This is a genomic window from Bacteroidota bacterium, from assembly GCA_040388375.1.
In the GTDB taxonomy this organism is placed as follows: Bacteria; Bacteroidota; Bacteroidia; order UKL13-3; family UKL13-3; genus JAAFJM01.
On the sequence record JAZKBU010000003.1, the window covers coordinates 68,587 to 85,683 of the forward strand.

Annotated in this window: 15 protein-coding genes; 7 read left to right on the forward strand and 8 right to left on the reverse strand. The window is 37.2% G+C overall.

Annotated features, from left to right (window positions below; all coding sequences use genetic code 11):
• The first annotated feature begins 4 nt into the window (after positions 1-4).
• The 5 genes from V4538_03390 to argH are packed head-to-tail and all read left to right on the forward strand — an operon-like array spanning position 5 to position 5,332.
• Positions 5-1,150, forward strand: coding sequence for an aminotransferase class III-fold pyridoxal phosphate-dependent enzyme (locus V4538_03390; GenBank protein MES2380057.1), 1,146 nt, complete (start codon positions 5-7; stop codon positions 1,148-1,150).
• Between the two features lie 22 nt (positions 1,151-1,172).
• Entirely contained in the window at positions 1,173-2,129 is a 957-nt protein-coding gene (locus V4538_03395) for an N-acetylornithine carbamoyltransferase (GenBank protein MES2380058.1), read from the forward strand.
• A 15-nt stretch (positions 2,130-2,144) separates the two neighbouring features.
• The gene (gene argB / locus V4538_03400) at positions 2,145-2,939 is read left to right on the forward strand and encodes an acetylglutamate kinase (protein MES2380059.1); all 795 of its coding nucleotides are present in this window, start codon (positions 2,145-2,147) and stop codon (positions 2,937-2,939) included.
• Positions 2,914-4,005, forward strand: a complete 1,092-nt coding sequence (locus V4538_03405) for a M20 family metallo-hydrolase (protein MES2380060.1) — start codon at positions 2,914-2,916, stop codon at positions 4,003-4,005. The genes argB and V4538_03405 overlap by 26 nt, the downstream gene beginning before the upstream one ends.
• A 1-nt stretch (position 4,006) precedes the next feature.
• A complete protein-coding gene (argH, locus tag V4538_03410) occupies positions 4,007-5,332 on the forward strand; it encodes an argininosuccinate lyase (protein ID MES2380061.1) in 1,326 nt (441 codons plus the stop codon).
• Here the strand turns inward: argH and V4538_03415 are convergent.
• The 6 genes from V4538_03415 to V4538_03440 form a co-directional block, all read right to left on the reverse strand.
• Positions 5,327-5,791, reverse strand: coding sequence for an Lrp/AsnC family transcriptional regulator (locus V4538_03415; GenBank protein ID MES2380062.1), 465 nt, complete (start codon positions 5,789-5,791; stop codon positions 5,327-5,329). The genes argH and V4538_03415 overlap by 6 nt on opposite strands.
• A gap of 116 nt (positions 5,792-5,907) precedes the next feature.
• On the reverse strand, positions 5,908-6,480 hold the full coding sequence (locus V4538_03420; GenBank protein MES2380063.1) for a YdeI/OmpD-associated family protein: 573 nt from the start codon (positions 6,478-6,480) through the stop codon (positions 5,908-5,910).
• Positions 6,481-6,526: 46 nt separating this feature from the next.
• The gene (locus V4538_03425; GenBank protein ID MES2380064.1) at positions 6,527-6,943 is read right to left on the reverse strand and encodes a DUF1761 domain-containing protein; all 417 of its coding nucleotides are present in this window, start codon (positions 6,941-6,943) and stop codon (positions 6,527-6,529) included.
• A 74-nt stretch (positions 6,944-7,017) separates the two neighbouring features.
• Positions 7,018-7,710 (reverse strand): YafY family protein, encoded by a 693-nt coding sequence (locus V4538_03430; protein MES2380065.1) that lies wholly within the window; start codon positions 7,708-7,710, stop codon positions 7,018-7,020.
• A gap of 73 nt (positions 7,711-7,783) precedes the next feature.
• A complete protein-coding gene (locus V4538_03435) occupies positions 7,784-8,809 on the reverse strand; it encodes an LLM class flavin-dependent oxidoreductase (GenBank protein ID MES2380066.1) in 1,026 nt (341 codons plus the stop codon).
• A gap of 111 nt (positions 8,810-8,920) precedes the next feature.
• Positions 8,921-11,785 (reverse strand): hypothetical protein, encoded by a 2,865-nt coding sequence (locus V4538_03440; protein ID MES2380067.1) that lies wholly within the window; start codon positions 11,783-11,785, stop codon positions 8,921-8,923.
• A 217-nt stretch (positions 11,786-12,002) separates the two neighbouring features.
• Between V4538_03440 and V4538_03445 the strand changes: the two genes are divergently transcribed.
• Positions 12,003-13,607 (forward strand): Na+/H+ antiporter, encoded by a 1,605-nt coding sequence (locus V4538_03445; GenBank protein MES2380068.1) that lies wholly within the window; start codon positions 12,003-12,005, stop codon positions 13,605-13,607.
• A 25-nt stretch (positions 13,608-13,632) separates the two neighbouring features.
• Here V4538_03445 and V4538_03450 read toward each other — a convergent pair whose 3' ends face one another.
• A complete protein-coding gene (locus V4538_03450) occupies positions 13,633-14,358 on the reverse strand; it encodes a response regulator transcription factor (GenBank protein MES2380069.1) in 726 nt (241 codons plus the stop codon).
• Positions 14,351-15,715 (reverse strand): HAMP domain-containing sensor histidine kinase, encoded by a 1,365-nt coding sequence (locus tag V4538_03455; protein ID MES2380070.1) that lies wholly within the window; start codon positions 15,713-15,715, stop codon positions 14,351-14,353. Before V4538_03455 ends, V4538_03450 begins: the two co-directional genes overlap by 8 nt.
• 135 nt (positions 15,716-15,850) lie before the next feature.
• Between V4538_03455 and V4538_03460 the strand changes: the two genes are divergently transcribed.
• Positions 15,851-16,978 (forward strand): two-component regulator propeller domain-containing protein, encoded by a 1,128-nt coding sequence (locus V4538_03460; protein ID MES2380071.1) that lies wholly within the window; start codon positions 15,851-15,853, stop codon positions 16,976-16,978.
• Positions 16,979-17,097 lie beyond the last annotated feature (119 nt).

Sequence of the window (17,097 nt, forward strand, 5' to 3'; positions counted from 1 at the left end):
AAACATGAAATTATTTAACGTTTATCCACTGTTTGATATTGTTCCTGTAAAGGCTGAAGGCAGTTATATATGGGATGATAAAGGGGAAAGGTATTTAGATTTATATGGTGGACATGCTGTTATTTCCATCGGGCATTCCCATCCTTATTATATTGAAAAACTGGCAAGCCAGTTACAGCAAATAGGTTTTTACTCTAACTCAGTAAAAATTCCATTGCAAGAAGAACTAGCCCAAAAGTTAGGTGAGCAAAGTGGTTATAACGACTACCATTTTTTTATGTGCAATTCAGGTGCTGAGGCCAATGAAAATGCTTTTAAGCTGGCATCGTTTCATACAGGTAAAAGAAAAATAATTGCATTCTCCAAATCGTTTCATGGTCGTACATCGGCTGCTGTAGCCGCTACAGATGATAAGCTGATTATAGCACCGGTAAACGAAACAGATAATGTTATTTTTTGTGAGTGGAATAATGCAGAGGCATTGACTACTATTTTTTTGAATCATGAAATTGCGGTTGTCATTATTGAAGGAATTCAAGGTGTTGGCGGTGTTAATATTCCTTCGCTTTTGTTTCTGCAAAAAATAAAATCGCTGTGCGAAAAATGGGATGCATTAATGATTTGCGATGAAATACAATCGGGTTACGGACGCAGTGGTAAATTTTTTGCGCATCAATATGCTTATGTACAACCCGATATTATAACCATTGCAAAAGGCATGGGGAATGGTTTTCCTGTGGCGGGTGTATTGATTCATCCAAACATAAAAGCAAAGCATGGCATGTTGGGAACGACCTTTGGAGGTAACTACCTAGCCTGCGCGGCAGCTATTGCCGTACTTGATGTAATGAAACAGGAAAACTTAATTGAAAATGCGCTCAACATAGGTCAGTATTTATTACAAGAGTTAAAGACAATAGCGGGTATTAAAGAAGTAAGAGGTGTTGGACTGATGATTGGCATTGAATTAAACATGCCCTGTGCTGCCATAAGAAATGAACTGTTACTACAATATAAAATTTTTACAGGCTCGTCATCAAACAAAAACACATTGCGCATTTTACCTGCACTAAATATTACCAGGCACGAGGCAGATATTTTTTTACAGGCATTTAAAAAGGTAATACATCAACAACTGGTTAATGCCTGATAATAAAATAAGAATTGAATAAATGAAAAACTTCACCTCCTTTTATGATGTAGAAAGTATAACGGAACTATTGCAGGAAGCATTGATGCTGAAAGAAAATCCATTGCAATTTAATACCTTGGGCAAAAAGAAAACATTGGGTTTGGTATTTTTAAACGCAAGTTTAAGAACCCGTTTAAGTACGCAGAAAGCAGCCATGAACTTGGGTTTACATGTTATTGTATTAAATGTAAACCAGGAAAGTTGGGCTTGGGAGTTTGAAGAAGGTGCGGTTATGAATGGTACCAAAGTGGAGCATATTAAAGATGCAGCAGCTATATTAAGTATGTATTGCGATATGGTGGGTATTCGTTGTTTCCCCTCTTTGGAAAACAGGGAAGATGACTACAATGAAAAAGTGTTGAATCAGTTTATAAAGTATTGTTCGGTGCCTGTTATTTCATTGGAATCGGCTATACGCCATCCGTTGCAAAGTTTTGCCGACTTAATAACCATTACAGAAAACTGGAAAAAAGATTATAAACCCAAAGTGGTGTTGACCTGGGCTCCGCATATAAAACCATTGCCACAGGCGGTGGCTAATTCTTTTAGCGAATGGATGTGTAATGCTCCGGTTGATTTTGTTATTACGCATCCGCATGGATATGAGTTAAAGGAAGAGTTTACACAAGGTGCAAAAATATGTTATGAGCAAACGGATGCTTTGCAAAATGCTGATTTCGTTTATGTGAAAAATTGGTCTTCGTATAACGAGTATGGAAAAATGCCCGAAACAAATGATGACTGGTTGCTTAATGAACAAAAATTGGCAGTAAGCAATGATGCAAAAATAATGCATTGTCTTCCTGTTCGTAGAAATGTAGAGTTGACTGATGAGTTGTTAGATGGCAAAAATTCATTGGTGCTTCAGCAGGCACACAACCGCTTGTTTGCCGCACAGGCAGTGTTAAAAAAAATAATGGAAAGTAATTTTAATTAATTGAACCAAATAAAAATGCAAGCACTTTACATCATTAAAATTGGCGGAAATATTATCAACCATGAAGTTAAACTTAAGCATTTTATCTCGTTGGTATCAACCATAAAAGCCAGAAAAATTATAGTGCATGGTGGCGGTAAGTTGGTTGATGAGTTGGCCCTTAAATTAGGTATTGAGCAGCACATGATAGATGGCCGAAGAGTTACTGATACCAAAACATTGGAATTAACAACAATGGTTTATGCCGGATTAATCAATAAAAAAATAGTGGCATTGTTACAGGCCAATTCAAGCAATGCCATTGGCCTTTCTGGTGCAGATAACAATTGTATAAGAGCCAAAAAAAGAACCCATGCTAAACACAATTTTGGATGGGTGGGCGATATTGAAGAAGGAGGAATTAATACTTCCTTTATCTCCACATTGCTTGAAATAAATATGCTTCCTGTGTTTTGTTCCATTACACATGATAAGAATGGACAGCTATTAAATACCAATGCTGATACTTTGGCCAGTGCATTGGCTGTTGCTATGTCAGCCAAATATAAAGTGCATTTAAATTATTGCTTTGAGAAAAAAGGCGTAATGGCTAATATAAATGATGCTGATTCTGTAATACCAACTATTTCAGCAAGTAAGTACAAGCAATTGGTAAAGAATAAATTGGTTTCAGCAGGAATGATTCCCAAATTAGATAATGCTTTTGCTGCTATAGAAAATGGTGTAAGCTCCGTTGTTATTTTGCATGCTGACGATATTTTAAACGTAATCAATAAGACTAAAAATGTCGGAACACAACTCACTGCATAGTCCGGTGTTTATTGAAACAATAAAGCAGGATGCTATTGATTTGTTAAAAAAATTAATAGCTATTCCTTCGTTTAGTAAAGAGGAAAACTTGTCGGCTGATTTGATAGCAGCCTGTTTACAACAAAAGGAAATAGCAGTATGGCGAAGTGGCAATAATGTATGGACGAAAAACAAATACTATAATGTGCAATTGCCTACCATCCTTTTAAACTCCCATCATGATACTGTTAAACCCAATGCGGGTTATACTTTAAATCCTTTTGAACCCACGGAAAAGGATGGCAAGTTATTTGGCTTGGGTAGCAATGATGCAGGAGGTGCTTTGGTGAGTTTGTTGGCTACGTTTCTGTTTTTTTATAAGCAACAAAACTTACAGTATAACTTTATTTTTTCAGCCACTGCCGAAGAAGAAATTTCAGGCATCCATGGTGTTTCATCTATTCTGGATGAATTAGGTGAAATTGATTTTGCTATTGTTGGTGAACCAACTGAAATGAATATAGCCATTGCCGAAAAAGGGTTGATGGTGCTTGATTGCGTAGCGCAAGGCACTGCTGCACATGTGGCACACGATAACCCAAACAATGCCATTGTAAATGCATTAAACGATATAATATGGCTAAGTACTTTTGCATTTCCTAAAGTTTCGGAAACATTGGGTAAAATAAAAATGAATGTTACCATGATTCAATCAGGCATTCAACACAATATTGTTCCTGATAGATGCGAGTTTACTGTTGATATTAGAACCACTGATGTATATAGTAACCAAGAGGTATTGGATATAATACAACAACATATTTCCAGTGCAGTATCGCCTCGTTCATTGCGTTTAAATCCATCATCAATACCTGTTCATCATCCATTTGTGCAGGCAGGTATTGACTTAGGAAAATTAACGTATGGTTCTCCCACTACATCTGATATGGCCCTAATGAATTTCCCTTCAGTAAAAATAGGCCCGGGCAATTCACTGCGGTCGCACAGCAGTAACGAGTTTATTTTTATAGATGAAATAAAGGAAGGAATTGAATTGTATATAAAAATGCTTTCTAAAATAGTATAACATGAATAATAAAATTTGGCAAAAAGAATATCTATCATCTGATGAGCATGCTGAAATGATTGAAAAATTTACTGTTGGCAATGACAAGGTGTTTGATTTGCAATTGGCAAAGTTTGATGTAATAGGTTCTTTGGCTCATGTAAAAATGCTTGAAACTGTGGGCTTACTTACCAGCGATGAATGGAAGCTAATAGACAAAGCTTTAAGAGATATATTACAGGAGATAAAATTGGGTCAGTTTACAATTGAAGATGGGGTAGAAGATGTTCACTCGCAAATTGAATTTTTACTGACAGAAAGAATAGGTGAAGCAGGCAAAAAAATACACAGTGCCAGGTCAAGAAACGACCAAGTATTGTTAGATATAAAATTATTTCTCCGGCATCAAATTACAGAAATAGCACAACATACAGAGCAACTTTTTAATGCATTAATTGGTTTAAGTGAAACCCATAAAAAAAAGTATTTACCAGGCTATACGCACTTTCAGTTGGCTATGCCTTCGTCTTTTGGTTTGTGGTTTGCGGCTTACGCTGAATCGCTGATAGATGATACGGAAGTTTTAGTTTCGGCATTTCATGTTTGTAATAAAAATCCTTTGGGTTCGGGGGCTGGGTATGGGTCTTCGTTTCCAATTGACAGAATACTTACCACCCAATTAATGGAATTTGAAACCATGAATTACAATGTTGTTTATGCGCAAATGAGCAGAGGGAAAACAGAAAAGATAGTAGCCATGGCTATGGCAAACATAGCTGCTACGCTTTCAAAATTTGCGTACGATATCTGTTTATATATGAACCAAAATTTTGCATTTGTTTCTTTTCCTGATTCATTAACAACAGGTAGTAGTATTATGCCACATAAAAAAAATCCCGATGTGTTTGAATTAATTCGGGCCAAATGTAACCGCATTCAAGCTTTACCCAATGAACTTACTTTGTTAACTAATAACTTACCATCAGGTTATCACCGCGATTGGCAGCTAACCAAAGAGTGTTTGTTTCCTGCTATTGATGAATTACTAAACTGCTTGAAAATGGCAGTTTTTATGTTGGAACATATGGAAGTACAAGAAAATATTCTTGCAGATGATAAGTATAATTTGCTTTATAGTGTAGAGGAGGTAAACAGGGAAGTAACAAATGGTGTACCTTTCAGAGATGCGTATAAAAACATTGCTTCAAAAATAGAAACAGGGCATTATGAACCATCAAAACACATAAGCCATACACACGAAGGAAGCATGGGCAATTTATGTAATGATAAAATTGTAAGGGAATTTAAAACAGTGGTAGGGAAAATTTTAAAGAAGCCGAACTTATAAAACTTTATAAGCAGTTTCTTTTTTCACCTCTTTTAAAACAATGCTGCTATGGTATTGGCCAATGTTTGGAATATTTGAAATTATATTCACTACAAAATCATTGTACGATGAAATATCCTTTGCTGCAATTTTAAGCATATAATCATAGGTGCCCGAAATACTGATTACTTCAAGCACTTCCGGTATTTTTAAAACTACATTTTCAAAACTTAATAAAGCCTTTTTCGATTGTTCTTTTAAAACTATATTACAATATACCAACAAGTTTAAACCCACTTTTTCTCTGTCAACCAAGGCTACGTATTTAGTAATCACTTTGTCTTGCTCCATCCGTCTTATACGTTCGTAAGTGGGTGTTGCTGAAAGACCAATTTTCTCCGCAATATCTTTTACAGAAATGGTTGAATCTTGTTGAAGAATATTCAGGATGGCAATATCAAATTTATCTGGCTGACTCATAATTATTTCAATGATTGTGTGTATACACAAATTGTTTATGGGTGCGAATGTAGGGCATTTTTAACTAGTAAAAAACGGCTGTTCTTTGTGTGACTATTGATAATTATTAAAACTGTTTAGGGCTTCAGTTTTTGGGCAGTCAGTGTGGTTATTATTTCGTTTATACGCTTTTGTTTGGTTTCGGGTTGTTTGGCCATTGCAATCCGGTGCAACATCATTTTCCTTGCCGATTTGCTTAAGCTCAGAAAGAAGTCTTTTGAACCTTTGTGCTTTTTAAATGCTGCCTCTAAAGCATCGGGTATGGTCAGCTCTTCCACCGTATCTAAAATGGTCCACGAGCCATTTTGTTTGGCCACTTCAATACATTTTAAACCGGCCTTGGTCATGCTTCCTTCCTCCACAAGCTTCTGCACTTTTTCTTTGTTCACTTTTGACCAAGTGCTGCTTGCTTTTCGTTTGCTGAAAAACTGTATGAACTTTTCATGGTCTATGGTTTTGCGGGTGCTGTCTATCCAGCCAAAACACAATGCTTCGTCCACTGCATCGCTCCAGGAAAGCGAGGGTTTACCCGATTTCATTTTATAGCAAATGAGCCAAACCGATTGTTGGTTAACATGGTTTTCCTGTAACCATTGTCTCCATTGTTGCTTGTTTTCAGGATAAAACATTTCGTTTTCTTGCGGGCTCATTTGCTTAAAAATTATATCAAATAAAATAAAAATCTATTGAATGCCATTAATGCATGGCCACAATAATTACACAAACCAGTGTAATACAAACCAAATGGTACATACCGCTGATGATGCCATACAGAATAGGCTTTGGTATGTTGGGGTTAATGGCTATGTTAACGGTATTGGCAAACAAATAACCTATACCCACAATACCTGCAAACACCATAGCTGTTTGGTAGGTTTCAATATGGAGTGCAACCATTAATAAGGCCGTTGCTATGGTAATAACCAGGGAGCAAATGGCAGGGCCGATAATAAAAATGGGAGCGAGCTTTGGTGGTAATTGATTTTCCTTACCCAATGATATGGCGTATGGTTTTTTAAAGAATTGGGTAAACCAAAGACCACCTAGAATGCAATAAACGGCAAATGCAATAACAACACTTACCCAATTGATAGCTGAAAAATAATGAATCATAAATTTTAATTGTTTAAAGTTTCAGCAAACTTAAATAGGGGTGCTGACAGCGGTATGTCAGGGGTAAAAATGGGCTAATGATATTTATCGAAATATTCTTGTAAGGTCATTTTGTGTGGCGTGAATTTTTCATTTTGTATGATTGTTTTTTTAATTCTATCCAAACGGAAAAACCTGAATTCGTTGCGTAAGCGGCACCATGCCACCAGTAACCAGTTTTCCTTTGTGCTCAGTAAAGCAAAGGGTTCTATTAAGCGGCTGGTGGTTTGGTTGGCTTCGTTGGTATATTCAATTTTTGTTAAACAATAATTGGTCAGGGCATATTGCAGGTCTGATAAATTATTGCTGTTTCTTTCGTTGCTGTTGTTCTGGTCAAATCGTGTACGCTCGGCAAGCAGGTTTACCTTTTCTTTTACATTATGCTTCAATACGGCTTTAATAATATCAATGGCTTCTGTATAATCTTTAACAAAGGAGGCATCTTTGTTTTTGAGTACTAGCTGCTCGGCCAGTATTAAAGCATTGGCCTGATTTTCGGTAAACATAACAGGAGGAATTTTATAACCTTCCATCAATGAATAACCTTTGCCTTCTTCTGCTACAATCGGAACGCCTGCTTGTTCCAATGCTCTTATATCTCTGTAAATGGTTCTGATACTCACCGAAAACTTATTGGCTAACTCGGGTGCTGTCAGCAATCGTTTAGTTTGCAATTGTGTTAATATAGCAGTCAGCCGCGAAAGTCGTTTGGTATCGTTGGTGGTCATTATTCGAACTATGAATTTTTAATGCTGTAATAGTAATAAAACATTTTCACATCAATGACTTTCTTCAAACCTTTTACCCATTCACAATTGGAGCCACTTTTTTTCCAATCAGCTCAATGGCTTGCATTAATTTATCATGTTGCAGTCCTGCGCTGTCCATTTGGAAAGTAAGGCGTGAAATGCCGCCCAATGCTTTTGCATGGCGTAGTATTTTTTCAGCTACTTCTTGGTAACCGCCAACCAGCAAAGCTCCCTTATCACCCATTTGTGCTTCAAAATGACTGCGTGTCATCGGTGGCCAACCTCGTTCTTTACCAATCTTGGTCATAGACTCTGCATAGCCGGGATAAAAATCGGCAATAGCTTCTTCGTTTGTATTGGCAACATAACCCAACGAATGCAAACCTACGGTTAGTTTCTCCGGTGCATGTCCTGCTTCGGCTCCCGCTTGTCGGTATAAATCAACCAACGGACGGAAACGATGTGTTTCACCACCAATGATAGCCACCATTAAGGGAAGGCCTAAAGTACCTGCACGCACAAACGATTCAGGTGTGCCTCCTACACCAATCCATACCGGCAACTTTTCTTGTAAAGGCCTTGGGTATACGGGTTGGTTATGCATGGCAGGCCTGAATTTACCTGACCAGGTAACAAATTCGTTATCGCGGATTTTAAGTAATAAGTTTAGCTTCTCTATAAAAAGCTCATCATAATGATCGAGGTTTAAACCAAACAAGGGAAATGCATCAATGAACGAACCACGCCCAACTACCATTTCGGCCCTGCCGTTTGAAATTAAATCTAAGGTAGCAAAACTTTGAAATACTCTTACGGGGTCGGCAGCACTTAATACGGTTACGGCACTTGTCAGTTTTATATTTTTGGTACGTGATGCAGCGGCAGCTAAAATCATGGCAGGGGCTGAATCTAAAAATCCTTTGCGGTGGTGTTCGCCAATGCCAAATACATCTAATCCCGAACGGTCGGCATGTTCAATTCTCTCTAATAATTGTGCTATTGCATCGGTATCACTCAGTCCGGCACTGGGTGTGTTTTCGCTGAACATGGCAGCAAAACTATCTATTCCTATTTCCATATAGCAATATTAACAAACCTTTCCTTATTTTAGTTTTTCATGTTCCTGATAAAAACAGACATAAAAAAGCGGTAGATTTTGCTACCGCTTTTTTTGTTAATGATTATTGTATTAAAAGGTTTGTGAGAAAAACACTTCTGTGAATTGTGTTTTATCAGCCGTGTAATAATCTTTGTTTGATAAATAAGAAGAACGATAACCAAGGTTTAGTGGAATAAAATTACCCAATACTACATTAAATGTTAATTCATATCCTGCTGAGTTTTGATCGAATGTTTTGTCCAATGCATCTCTTCTCACTTGTGAGAAATCGCCAAATACGTTTGCATTGATACGTTTTAAATAGAAAAGGCCTCCGAAGCCCCAATCAGGATAAAACAATGGCAAAGCATAGTTTATACTGTATACCATTTCCTGATCGCCCAGAATGGCAGTATAACCTCTTGCATGCTTAAAATTATCAATGAAGCGGTAGTCGTTTGTTAAGTCTTCTTTGTTAAAACCAGCCTCTAGCCTGATACCATGGTTGCGGATAATACCGGGAAGATATACGGTAGCCTGCGCTTGTAACTTAATGGCTTTATCTCCTGAAATATTTGTTCCGTAATATACATTTAGCGCTTGTCCAAAGCGTGGCATCAAGTTTTGTTTAGCTCTTCCTCTCAGGTGGGCAAAGTTAAATCCTCCTTCTAACATAGTAAGTGAGTTGGAGCCTGTTTGGTCCGAATCATTGATAGAGAAATCAGACGTTGAAATAAAACCGCCATTAACATAGGTACGTAACGAAGTGCTATATATACCATTGTACCATAATAATGGAAGCGATAATCCTGCTCCATAAATAGCTTCAGTAAATTTAATGGTGACTTTATCGCGCGCGCCACTTTCTGTTAAATTGGTTGGTTGTATAATCTGTCTTCCATTTACAGCTCCCATTACACCCAATGGCAAATAGTATTTAGAAAAGTCCAAACGTCCGGTTACATAGTTGGTATTTTCATTCAGGTTTCGGCCCGCTGTAATATCCAATCCAAAATCGTCCATGATATTGTTTATAGCCAATGTAACATGAATATCCTGTTGCGAAGGTATGAAGTTCCATGAGTGCAATTTTGGTGAGCGTATCAATCCTTTATAGTCTTTTGCTTCGTAAGTGGTTGTTGGAATTCTATTGTATAATTTACTTTCAATAGGTGTAGTCAATATTTTCCAGCGTGTTTGGTCTTCAGGTTCTACCAGTGTTATAGCTTGTGCCGATGCTAAGTTTACAGGTTGTGTTTGTATGGCATTACCCATATAACCCAATTCTATCATAGCGAGTGTTTTTTCATCGGCTGATATGGCAGGGTCGTTAGCGCCTACTTTAACAGAGGTTATTTGTTTTATTTGTTTATCGCCATTCAGACTTACTGCATATATATTATTGATTCCACTATAACTGGCTGAAAAATAAACAGCCTCTTTTCCTACACTGGTTGCACCAATAACATGTTGCGATAAGGGAGTCAATTCAGTAGTTGTTTTGCTTGCTATATCATACTTAAGCATTATTATCTGATGTCCTTTTTTAGCCAGGTATACAATGGCTTCATCGTCTTTTGTCCATTTAGGGTACGACAAAAAATCGTTGTCGGGGTTTGCAATACTTCCCATTTCTGCCCCGGTTTCTGCATTGATAAAAACAACTGTATTTTTCAATTCATTATCCGCTTTAACCGCTACTATTTGGTTACGTTTTGCCGAATATTGGGGAGAGAATAGTTTAGCGTGGCTGGTTATTTGTTTCTTTTCTTTGGTGGTAATATTATAAGTAAAAATATCAGAGTAGTTTCTGTTTAACCACCTCGGGTCGGTAGCGAGTTGTGTCCAGGCCGCTACATTGTTGTTTACTGATAAAAAAGATTCAGTAACGCCATAACCCAATACAACAAGCGAATTTTCTTTACCATCTTTCAGATGAACAATTTCTGCCGTTCTGTTATAGGCGTCTTTTCTGTATATCATACTTCCGTCCTCCAGGTAATGAGGCCATTCATAATTGGTCACAATTTTTTTAGGTTGTGCGGTTAGTTGGGTGGTAGGAATAATATTGATTGCTTTTAATTCATTGTCCCAAGTAGTAAGTAAAGTATCGTAAGTACGGTAATAGGTTTTTCTGCTGGTGTAACCCGAATGGCGTTTCATGGCACGCGAGAATGAATAGAATAATCCTTTATAGGCACTTCCATCTTTCAATATTTTACGCCATACATCGGGCCCTTGTTCGTTTCTTACCTGATGGAGCATAGCATATCCAAGTCTGTAATGATCGGGAACCAATGACCGGAGAGAACCATTACGCGCTTTTATATATGAATAGTTTTTATTGTTGAGCAGCAATGCACGTTGTTCCTGGAAAAAGTAAGGAGTTCTGCCTCTGCCTGCACCTGAAAACAATGTTTCTGTTTGTACGGCATCACCTTCCATATACCAATTTGGAACAGCAACAAGTTCAAGCAGCATCCAAAAAGTTTGCCCCCCAATAACATAACCTGCTTTGGTCAATCCTCTGCGACCATTGGCAAATTGCAGTGCATGGCGGTATTCATGAAAAGCAAGCCCATCAAGCCAATTAGGTGAGCCCAGCCAATTGAAATCCTGTATACCTGTTGCATAAAACTCACTTCGGTAAGGAGCAAGCCCTACATATCCGTTTGATATAACTTGGTTGGTTTGTAGCATCAGGTCAAGATGCTTTCGTTTTTCGCCAACAGTTACGCCTGCACTGTCGTGTATGAGGTTAATAATATTGGCCACGCGTGTAGCCTCTTTCAGGTTTGATTCAGGGAAAATTATTTTCACTGCTTTGGTGTCAAAATATTTCCATTTAATGTCGATAGGGTTATTTCCAAAAACTTTTTGGGAAGGGGGAATAACGACCTGTGCAAATGCGCCCAACTGTAGGGCACATATTGCGGATAGTAAGACTCTTTTCATATGTTTTAGTTTTAGGTTACAACTAATTTAGGTACAAATAGTTTTAAGTTGTACATTGTTTTTTTTGATAATAAAAACGAGCGTATTATACCTGTTTCAGTATTAATAAATTAGGGCTTACATCATTTGGAATTATTCTATGACATGTAGTATAAACCCAACATCCTTTTTTTGTGCATCCATAAACCTAATTCATAATTTACTATTTTGCGATATGATGCAAAGTACTTTTATAGAATATGTATTTCTTATATTAATGATTCTCGGGCTGGTGATGCTGGCTAACAAATTGCGTTTGGCTTATCCCATTGTGTTGGTTATCGGAGGACTGGGTTTGAGCCTTTTTTCTGATTTTTCATCTATTACCATTAACCCTGAATTGATATTTTTTATTTTTCTTCCACCGCTTTTGTATGAAGCAGCCTGGCAAATATCGTGGAAGGAGTTTTGGAAATGGAGGCGGGTTATTACGAGCTTTGCTTTCCCTATTGTTATTCTTACCTCAGGTGTTATTGCATTTGTATCTACTGCGCTTATCCCCGGCTTTACATGGGCTTTGGGTTTTTTGTTGGGTGGTATTATTTCTCCACCTGATGCTATTTCGGCCACTACTATTATGCGTCAGGTAAAAGTGCCTAAGTCGTTGGTGAGTATTGCAGAAGGGGAGAGCTTGTTGAACGATGCTTCCTCATTGATTGTTTTTCGTTTTGCATTGGCAGCAGTTATTACAGGGCAGTTTTATTTTCAACAAGCAGCGGGTAGTTTTCTGCTGGTAGTTGTATTGGGTATATTAATCGGATTGGCAGTAGGCTTTGTATTTTATGCTATCCATCGTTGGTTACCTGTAACACCAAGTATTGAAATTGTATTGACTTTTGTAACACCTTATTGCATGTATTATGCTGCAGAGTATTTTCATTTTTCAGGTGTGTTAGCGGTAGTGAGTGGTGGCTTGTTTTTATCGAGCAAACGCCAAAGCATGTTGAGCTATGTAAGCCGTATTCAAAGTGTAAATGTTTGGACAAGCAGTGTTTTTATCATGAACGGTTTAATCTTTTTATTGATAGGCTTGCAACTGAAATCAGTTATCAATCAGTTGGGCGATATTAGTTTGGCAACTGCTACCTGGTATGGTGTTGTTATATCTGCTATACTTATCGTAACCCGACTCATTTGTGCGTTGGGTGCTTCTGCATTTACCATGTTTATGAGTAACTTTATTACGGTAGCCGATGCTAATCCCGGATGGAAGTCGCCACTGGTTTTAGGTTGGGCAGGTATGCGAGGTGTTGTTTCTTTAGCTGCTGCATTGTCTATTCCGTTGCTTGCACAGAATAACCAGGCTTTTCCATATCGTAGTCTCATTATATTTATTACGTTTATTGTTATTATGGTCACATTGGTTTTGCAAGGCCTTACACTTCCTTGGTTGGTAAGGAAACTAAATATTACACCTTCTGCTTCCAGTGTGCCGGAACATGAGCAAGAAAAAATCATTCAGAAAAAAATATCACATCACTCGCTTCTATACTTAGAAGAAAACACAGGTAATGGCAGTGGGGAGAACGACCATTTAACAAACTTAAAAGCCCGCCTTAAAATAGAGCTCGACTTTTTTAGTCGTGAAATTGATGAGTCGGAAAATGCACACAAGCAGCTGAGAAATGAGTACAAGGAAATTTATTTGGGTTTATTGGAACACCAACGTAACGTGCTGGATGCTATCAACCATAAAGCAGAGTTTGATGAAGAGTTGGTTCGAAAATACCAGGCACTGGTTGATGTGGAAGAATATAAAATAAGGGAAAAATTTCACCAATAAAAATGATGTGACATAAGGTTGTTTGTTATAAAATTGAGCTGCTTACTTCACTTGTTGATGCTACATTTAAAATAAACCCGACACCAAAAACATTTTCTATACTCAGGTCTGTATCATCTTTTAAGTATTTGCGTATTTTGGTAATGAATACATCCAAACTTCTGCCTAAAAAATAATCATTCTTGCCCCATATTTCCTCTAGTAATTCTTCGCGTTTTATAATACGGTTTCGGTGATTCGACAGGTATTTAAGTATCTCACTTTCTTTCTCCGTAATGCGTTTGCTATTACTATCAAAAGTTAACGATTGGTTGTCGAAGTCCAAAGTGTATTTGCCTATTGCAATTATTCCGTTATCGGGCTTGTTTTTATTGTCCGGAATTCGTCTGATAACGGCTTTTATTTTCCATAACAATTCCTCTTCATCAAATGGTTTGGTTATATAATCATCCGCACCCAAATCATATCCTTTTAGTTTATCTTCTTTTAAGGATTTGGCTGTGATAAAAATAACGGGTACTGCTTTGTCCTTTTTTCTTATTTTTTTAGCCAATGAAAAACCATCCAGTTTAGGCATCATTACATCCAGCAAACACATATCAAACATGTTTTCCTGAAAGGCTTTTAAAGCCAACTCTCCATCTTTACAAAGCGTAACTTCAAAACCTTCCGTATGCAAGTAATCAACCAAAAGCAAACCTAAATTAGGGTCGTCTTCCGCTACCAGTATTTTTAGTTTTTCTTTAGCCATGGTTGCTTAATGTAATGGTGAAAATAGTTTTCTTTCCTTCGCGGTTATCATCAGGATTGCTTTGTAATTCAATAGTGCCTGCATGTAGTTCCACAATGGCTTTTATATAAGCCAGGCCAAGGCCAAATCCTTTTACATCATGTACATTGCCTGTCGGTACCCTGAAAAATTTATCGAATACTTTTTTCTGGTATGCCTTGGCTATACCAATACCACCATCAGCCACTGTCAGTATTAAGTAAGGTCCTTTATTAAAGGTGTGTATGTATAATTCAGGTTTGCCTTTAGCGTATTTAATAGCGTTGTCAATAAGGTTACAAAGGGCATTGGTTAAATGTTGTTTATCGCCCGTTATTACAAACTGTGTAGCATCTAAACTGAGTGTTAAGTGTCCTTGCGTGTTTTCAATTTGTACGCTGATACATTTGATGGCATCGTGAATAAGCTGATGGAAATCCAGCTCCGTTTTTTGCAATGGAATCTCACCTCTTTCCAAAGCCGTCATGCTTAATACCTGTTCTACCTGATGGCGTAGTTTTTCATTTTCTTCCAGTATAATTCCAGAGTAATGTTTTATTCTGTTTTCCTCTTTAATATTTGAATCCTTCACCATCATTTTACCTGCTAAAGCTATATTGGTTAAAGGCGTTTTAAACTCATGCGTCATGTTGTTTAAAAAGTCTGTTGTATGTTCTGATATTCTTTTTTCTTTTAACAGGGAGAGTATAGTTCGCCATGACATAACCAACACAACCAGTATCAATACCACCGATGTAATAAATGGTATACCCATCTCCGCAATAATAAATTGTTCCTTATCCGGAAATACCAATTTAAGTTCCAGGTTATTTTTATCATCACCATCGCCAATACAGGTTTGGTAAGAGTCCGTTTGATTGAAACTGTTTTCTTTTTTAGTGCTGGTTACACCTTGCTTTTGGCCTGAATTTGCCCATGCTATCTGGTTGTTTATTTTAACCGGAGCCGTTTTTATCTCAAAAAAATAATCAATACGGATATTATACACTTTCATGAAATGATTAAACAAAGAATCTATAGTATGTGTATCCTCTTCACTTACCTGTGAGGGTAAATTTTTATAAGTTGTTTTATCAGTAGCATGGAGTGCATTTACTTTTTTTGAAAGCACCATATTAGCAGCCGCTAAGTTCCTGTAAGTTTCTTTATCAGCAAGGAGTGCATCAGCTGTTTTTGAAAGCACCATATTGGCTTTTTCATTAAATAACTCCTCTTTTATTTTGGCACTTTGCAATATCCAGTTCACCTGAATAATGAGCACTATGAGTAAGGCAACAGAAGAAATGGCTATAAATAAATAGGTTCGGTTTAGTTTCATGTAAGTGTTTCAAAAGTAATTATTTTTTGCAGTGTATGGCTTGTTTTAACAAGTCAATAACACCCTAATAACTACTTGCTAACAAAATGTTTTTTCCATAAGCGTTAGGTTTGTTACATCAATTTTAAATCTATTATGAAACCTAGCCAATTACTATTGTTGTTATATATTTTTACTACTGTCTGTAATGGACAAAACCTGCCCAAAAACAGAGTAGTAAGCGAACCAAAAATAATAAAAGTGGGAAAGCCCAAGATTGTTATACCTGCCGGAGCAAACCCTTATGCTAGCTTTCGTTGCTCTATGAAAGATAAAGCAGGTAACCTTTGGTTTGGCACTACCGGTTTTGGCATCTACCGGTACGATGGAAAGCTGTTTACCCATTTTGACGAAAAAGATGGTCTGCCCAATGCAGCCGTATTTAGTCTGTTAGAAGATAAGAATGGAACCATTTGGGCAGGAACAGACAAAGGCGTCTTTCGCAATATAGGTGATGGCTTTGTTCCATTTCCATTGGAAAACAATATATTTTTTGCTACCTCCTTACATTTTGGTGATGAACTCCATAAAGGCCTTCGGGTTACAAAAACAGTTTATTGCATTATGCAGGATAGGGTAGGCAATATGTGGTTTGGTACCGAGCAGAAAGGTTTATGCCGTTTTGATGGAAAAACATTTACCCATTTTATAAATATAGATAATACATGGCATGAAGTACCGAGCGATAGCCTAAAAAACAATGACACTATTCCTCATAATATGGTACAATATATTATGGAAGACAACATGGGAAATATTTGGTTCAGTGCTTTAGGTAAAGGCTGTAACGCGGTATTTAGTTTTGATAGAAAAACATTTAAAAGCCATACCACAGGCCATATTTTTTATATGATTGAAAACCGGCAAGGAAATATTTGGATGGCTACCAGAGACAATGGTGTTTGCTTTTACAATGGAAAGGGAGTTGAACATTTTACCCAAAAAGATGGCTTTTGCGATAGAGGTGCAAATGCTTTGCTGGAAGACAGCAAAGGAAATATTTGGATAGGCAGTGTAGGTAATATGGAAACCAAAGGAGGTTGTGTAATTATTTACAATGGAAAAAACTTTATTTCCTTTTCAACTGAAGCTTTAAAGAACAATAGGATATGGACCATGGTAGAAGATAAAACAGGGAATATTTGGTTTGGTACAAGAGATCAGGGACTTTATCGTTATGATGGAAAAACGTCTGAAGATTTTATAGAAAGAGCTAAGAAATAAGCATTGATAAAAACCTGAAATTTTATGTGGTTTAAATAGTTGTCAGGTCATTCAACAGCGCAGTTTATGTTAATTATTTTAGGAAATTTTGCGCTATATATGCATCAATCAATGCCATA

Excerpts from the sequence above, each read along its gene's own strand:
- V4538_03405 (MES2380060.1), top strand. The coding sequence starts at position 2,914 with ATGTCGGAACACAACTCACTGCATAGTCCGGTGTTTATTGAAACAATA.
- V4538_03390 (MES2380057.1), top strand. The coding sequence starts at position 5 with ATGAAATTATTTAACGTTTATCCACTGTTTGATATTGTTCCTGTAAAG.
- V4538_03455 (MES2380070.1), bottom strand. The coding sequence starts at position 15,715 with ATGAAACTAAACCGAACCTATTTATTTATAGCCATTTCTTCTGTTGCC.
- V4538_03425 (MES2380064.1), bottom strand. The coding sequence starts at position 6,943 with ATGATTCATTATTTTTCAGCTATCAATTGGGTAAGTGTTGTTATTGCA.
- V4538_03430 (MES2380065.1), bottom strand. The coding sequence starts at position 7,710 with ATGACCACCAACGATACCAAACGACTTTCGCGGCTGACTGCTATATTA.
- V4538_03415 (MES2380062.1), bottom strand. The coding sequence starts at position 5,791 with ATGAGTCAGCCAGATAAATTTGATATTGCCATCCTGAATATTCTTCAA.
- argH (MES2380061.1), top strand. The coding sequence starts at position 4,007 with ATGAATAATAAAATTTGGCAAAAAGAATATCTATCATCTGATGAGCAT.
- V4538_03445 (MES2380068.1), top strand. The coding sequence starts at position 12,003 with ATGCAAAGTACTTTTATAGAATATGTATTTCTTATATTAATGATTCTC.
- argB (MES2380059.1), top strand. The coding sequence starts at position 2,145 with ATGCAAGCACTTTACATCATTAAAATTGGCGGAAATATTATCAACCAT.
- V4538_03440 (MES2380067.1), bottom strand. The coding sequence starts at position 11,785 with ATGAAAAGAGTCTTACTATCCGCAATATGTGCCCTACAGTTGGGCGCA.
- V4538_03420 (MES2380063.1), bottom strand. The coding sequence starts at position 6,480 with ATGAGCCCGCAAGAAAACGAAATGTTTTATCCTGAAAACAAGCAACAA.
- V4538_03450 (MES2380069.1), bottom strand. The coding sequence starts at position 14,358 with ATGGCTAAAGAAAAACTAAAAATACTGGTAGCGGAAGACGACCCTAAT.
- V4538_03460 (MES2380071.1), top strand. The coding sequence starts at position 15,851 with ATGAAACCTAGCCAATTACTATTGTTGTTATATATTTTTACTACTGTC.
- V4538_03435 (MES2380066.1), bottom strand. The coding sequence starts at position 8,809 with ATGGAAATAGGAATAGATAGTTTTGCTGCCATGTTCAGCGAAAACACA.
- V4538_03395 (MES2380058.1), top strand. The coding sequence starts at position 1,173 with ATGAAAAACTTCACCTCCTTTTATGATGTAGAAAGTATAACGGAACTA.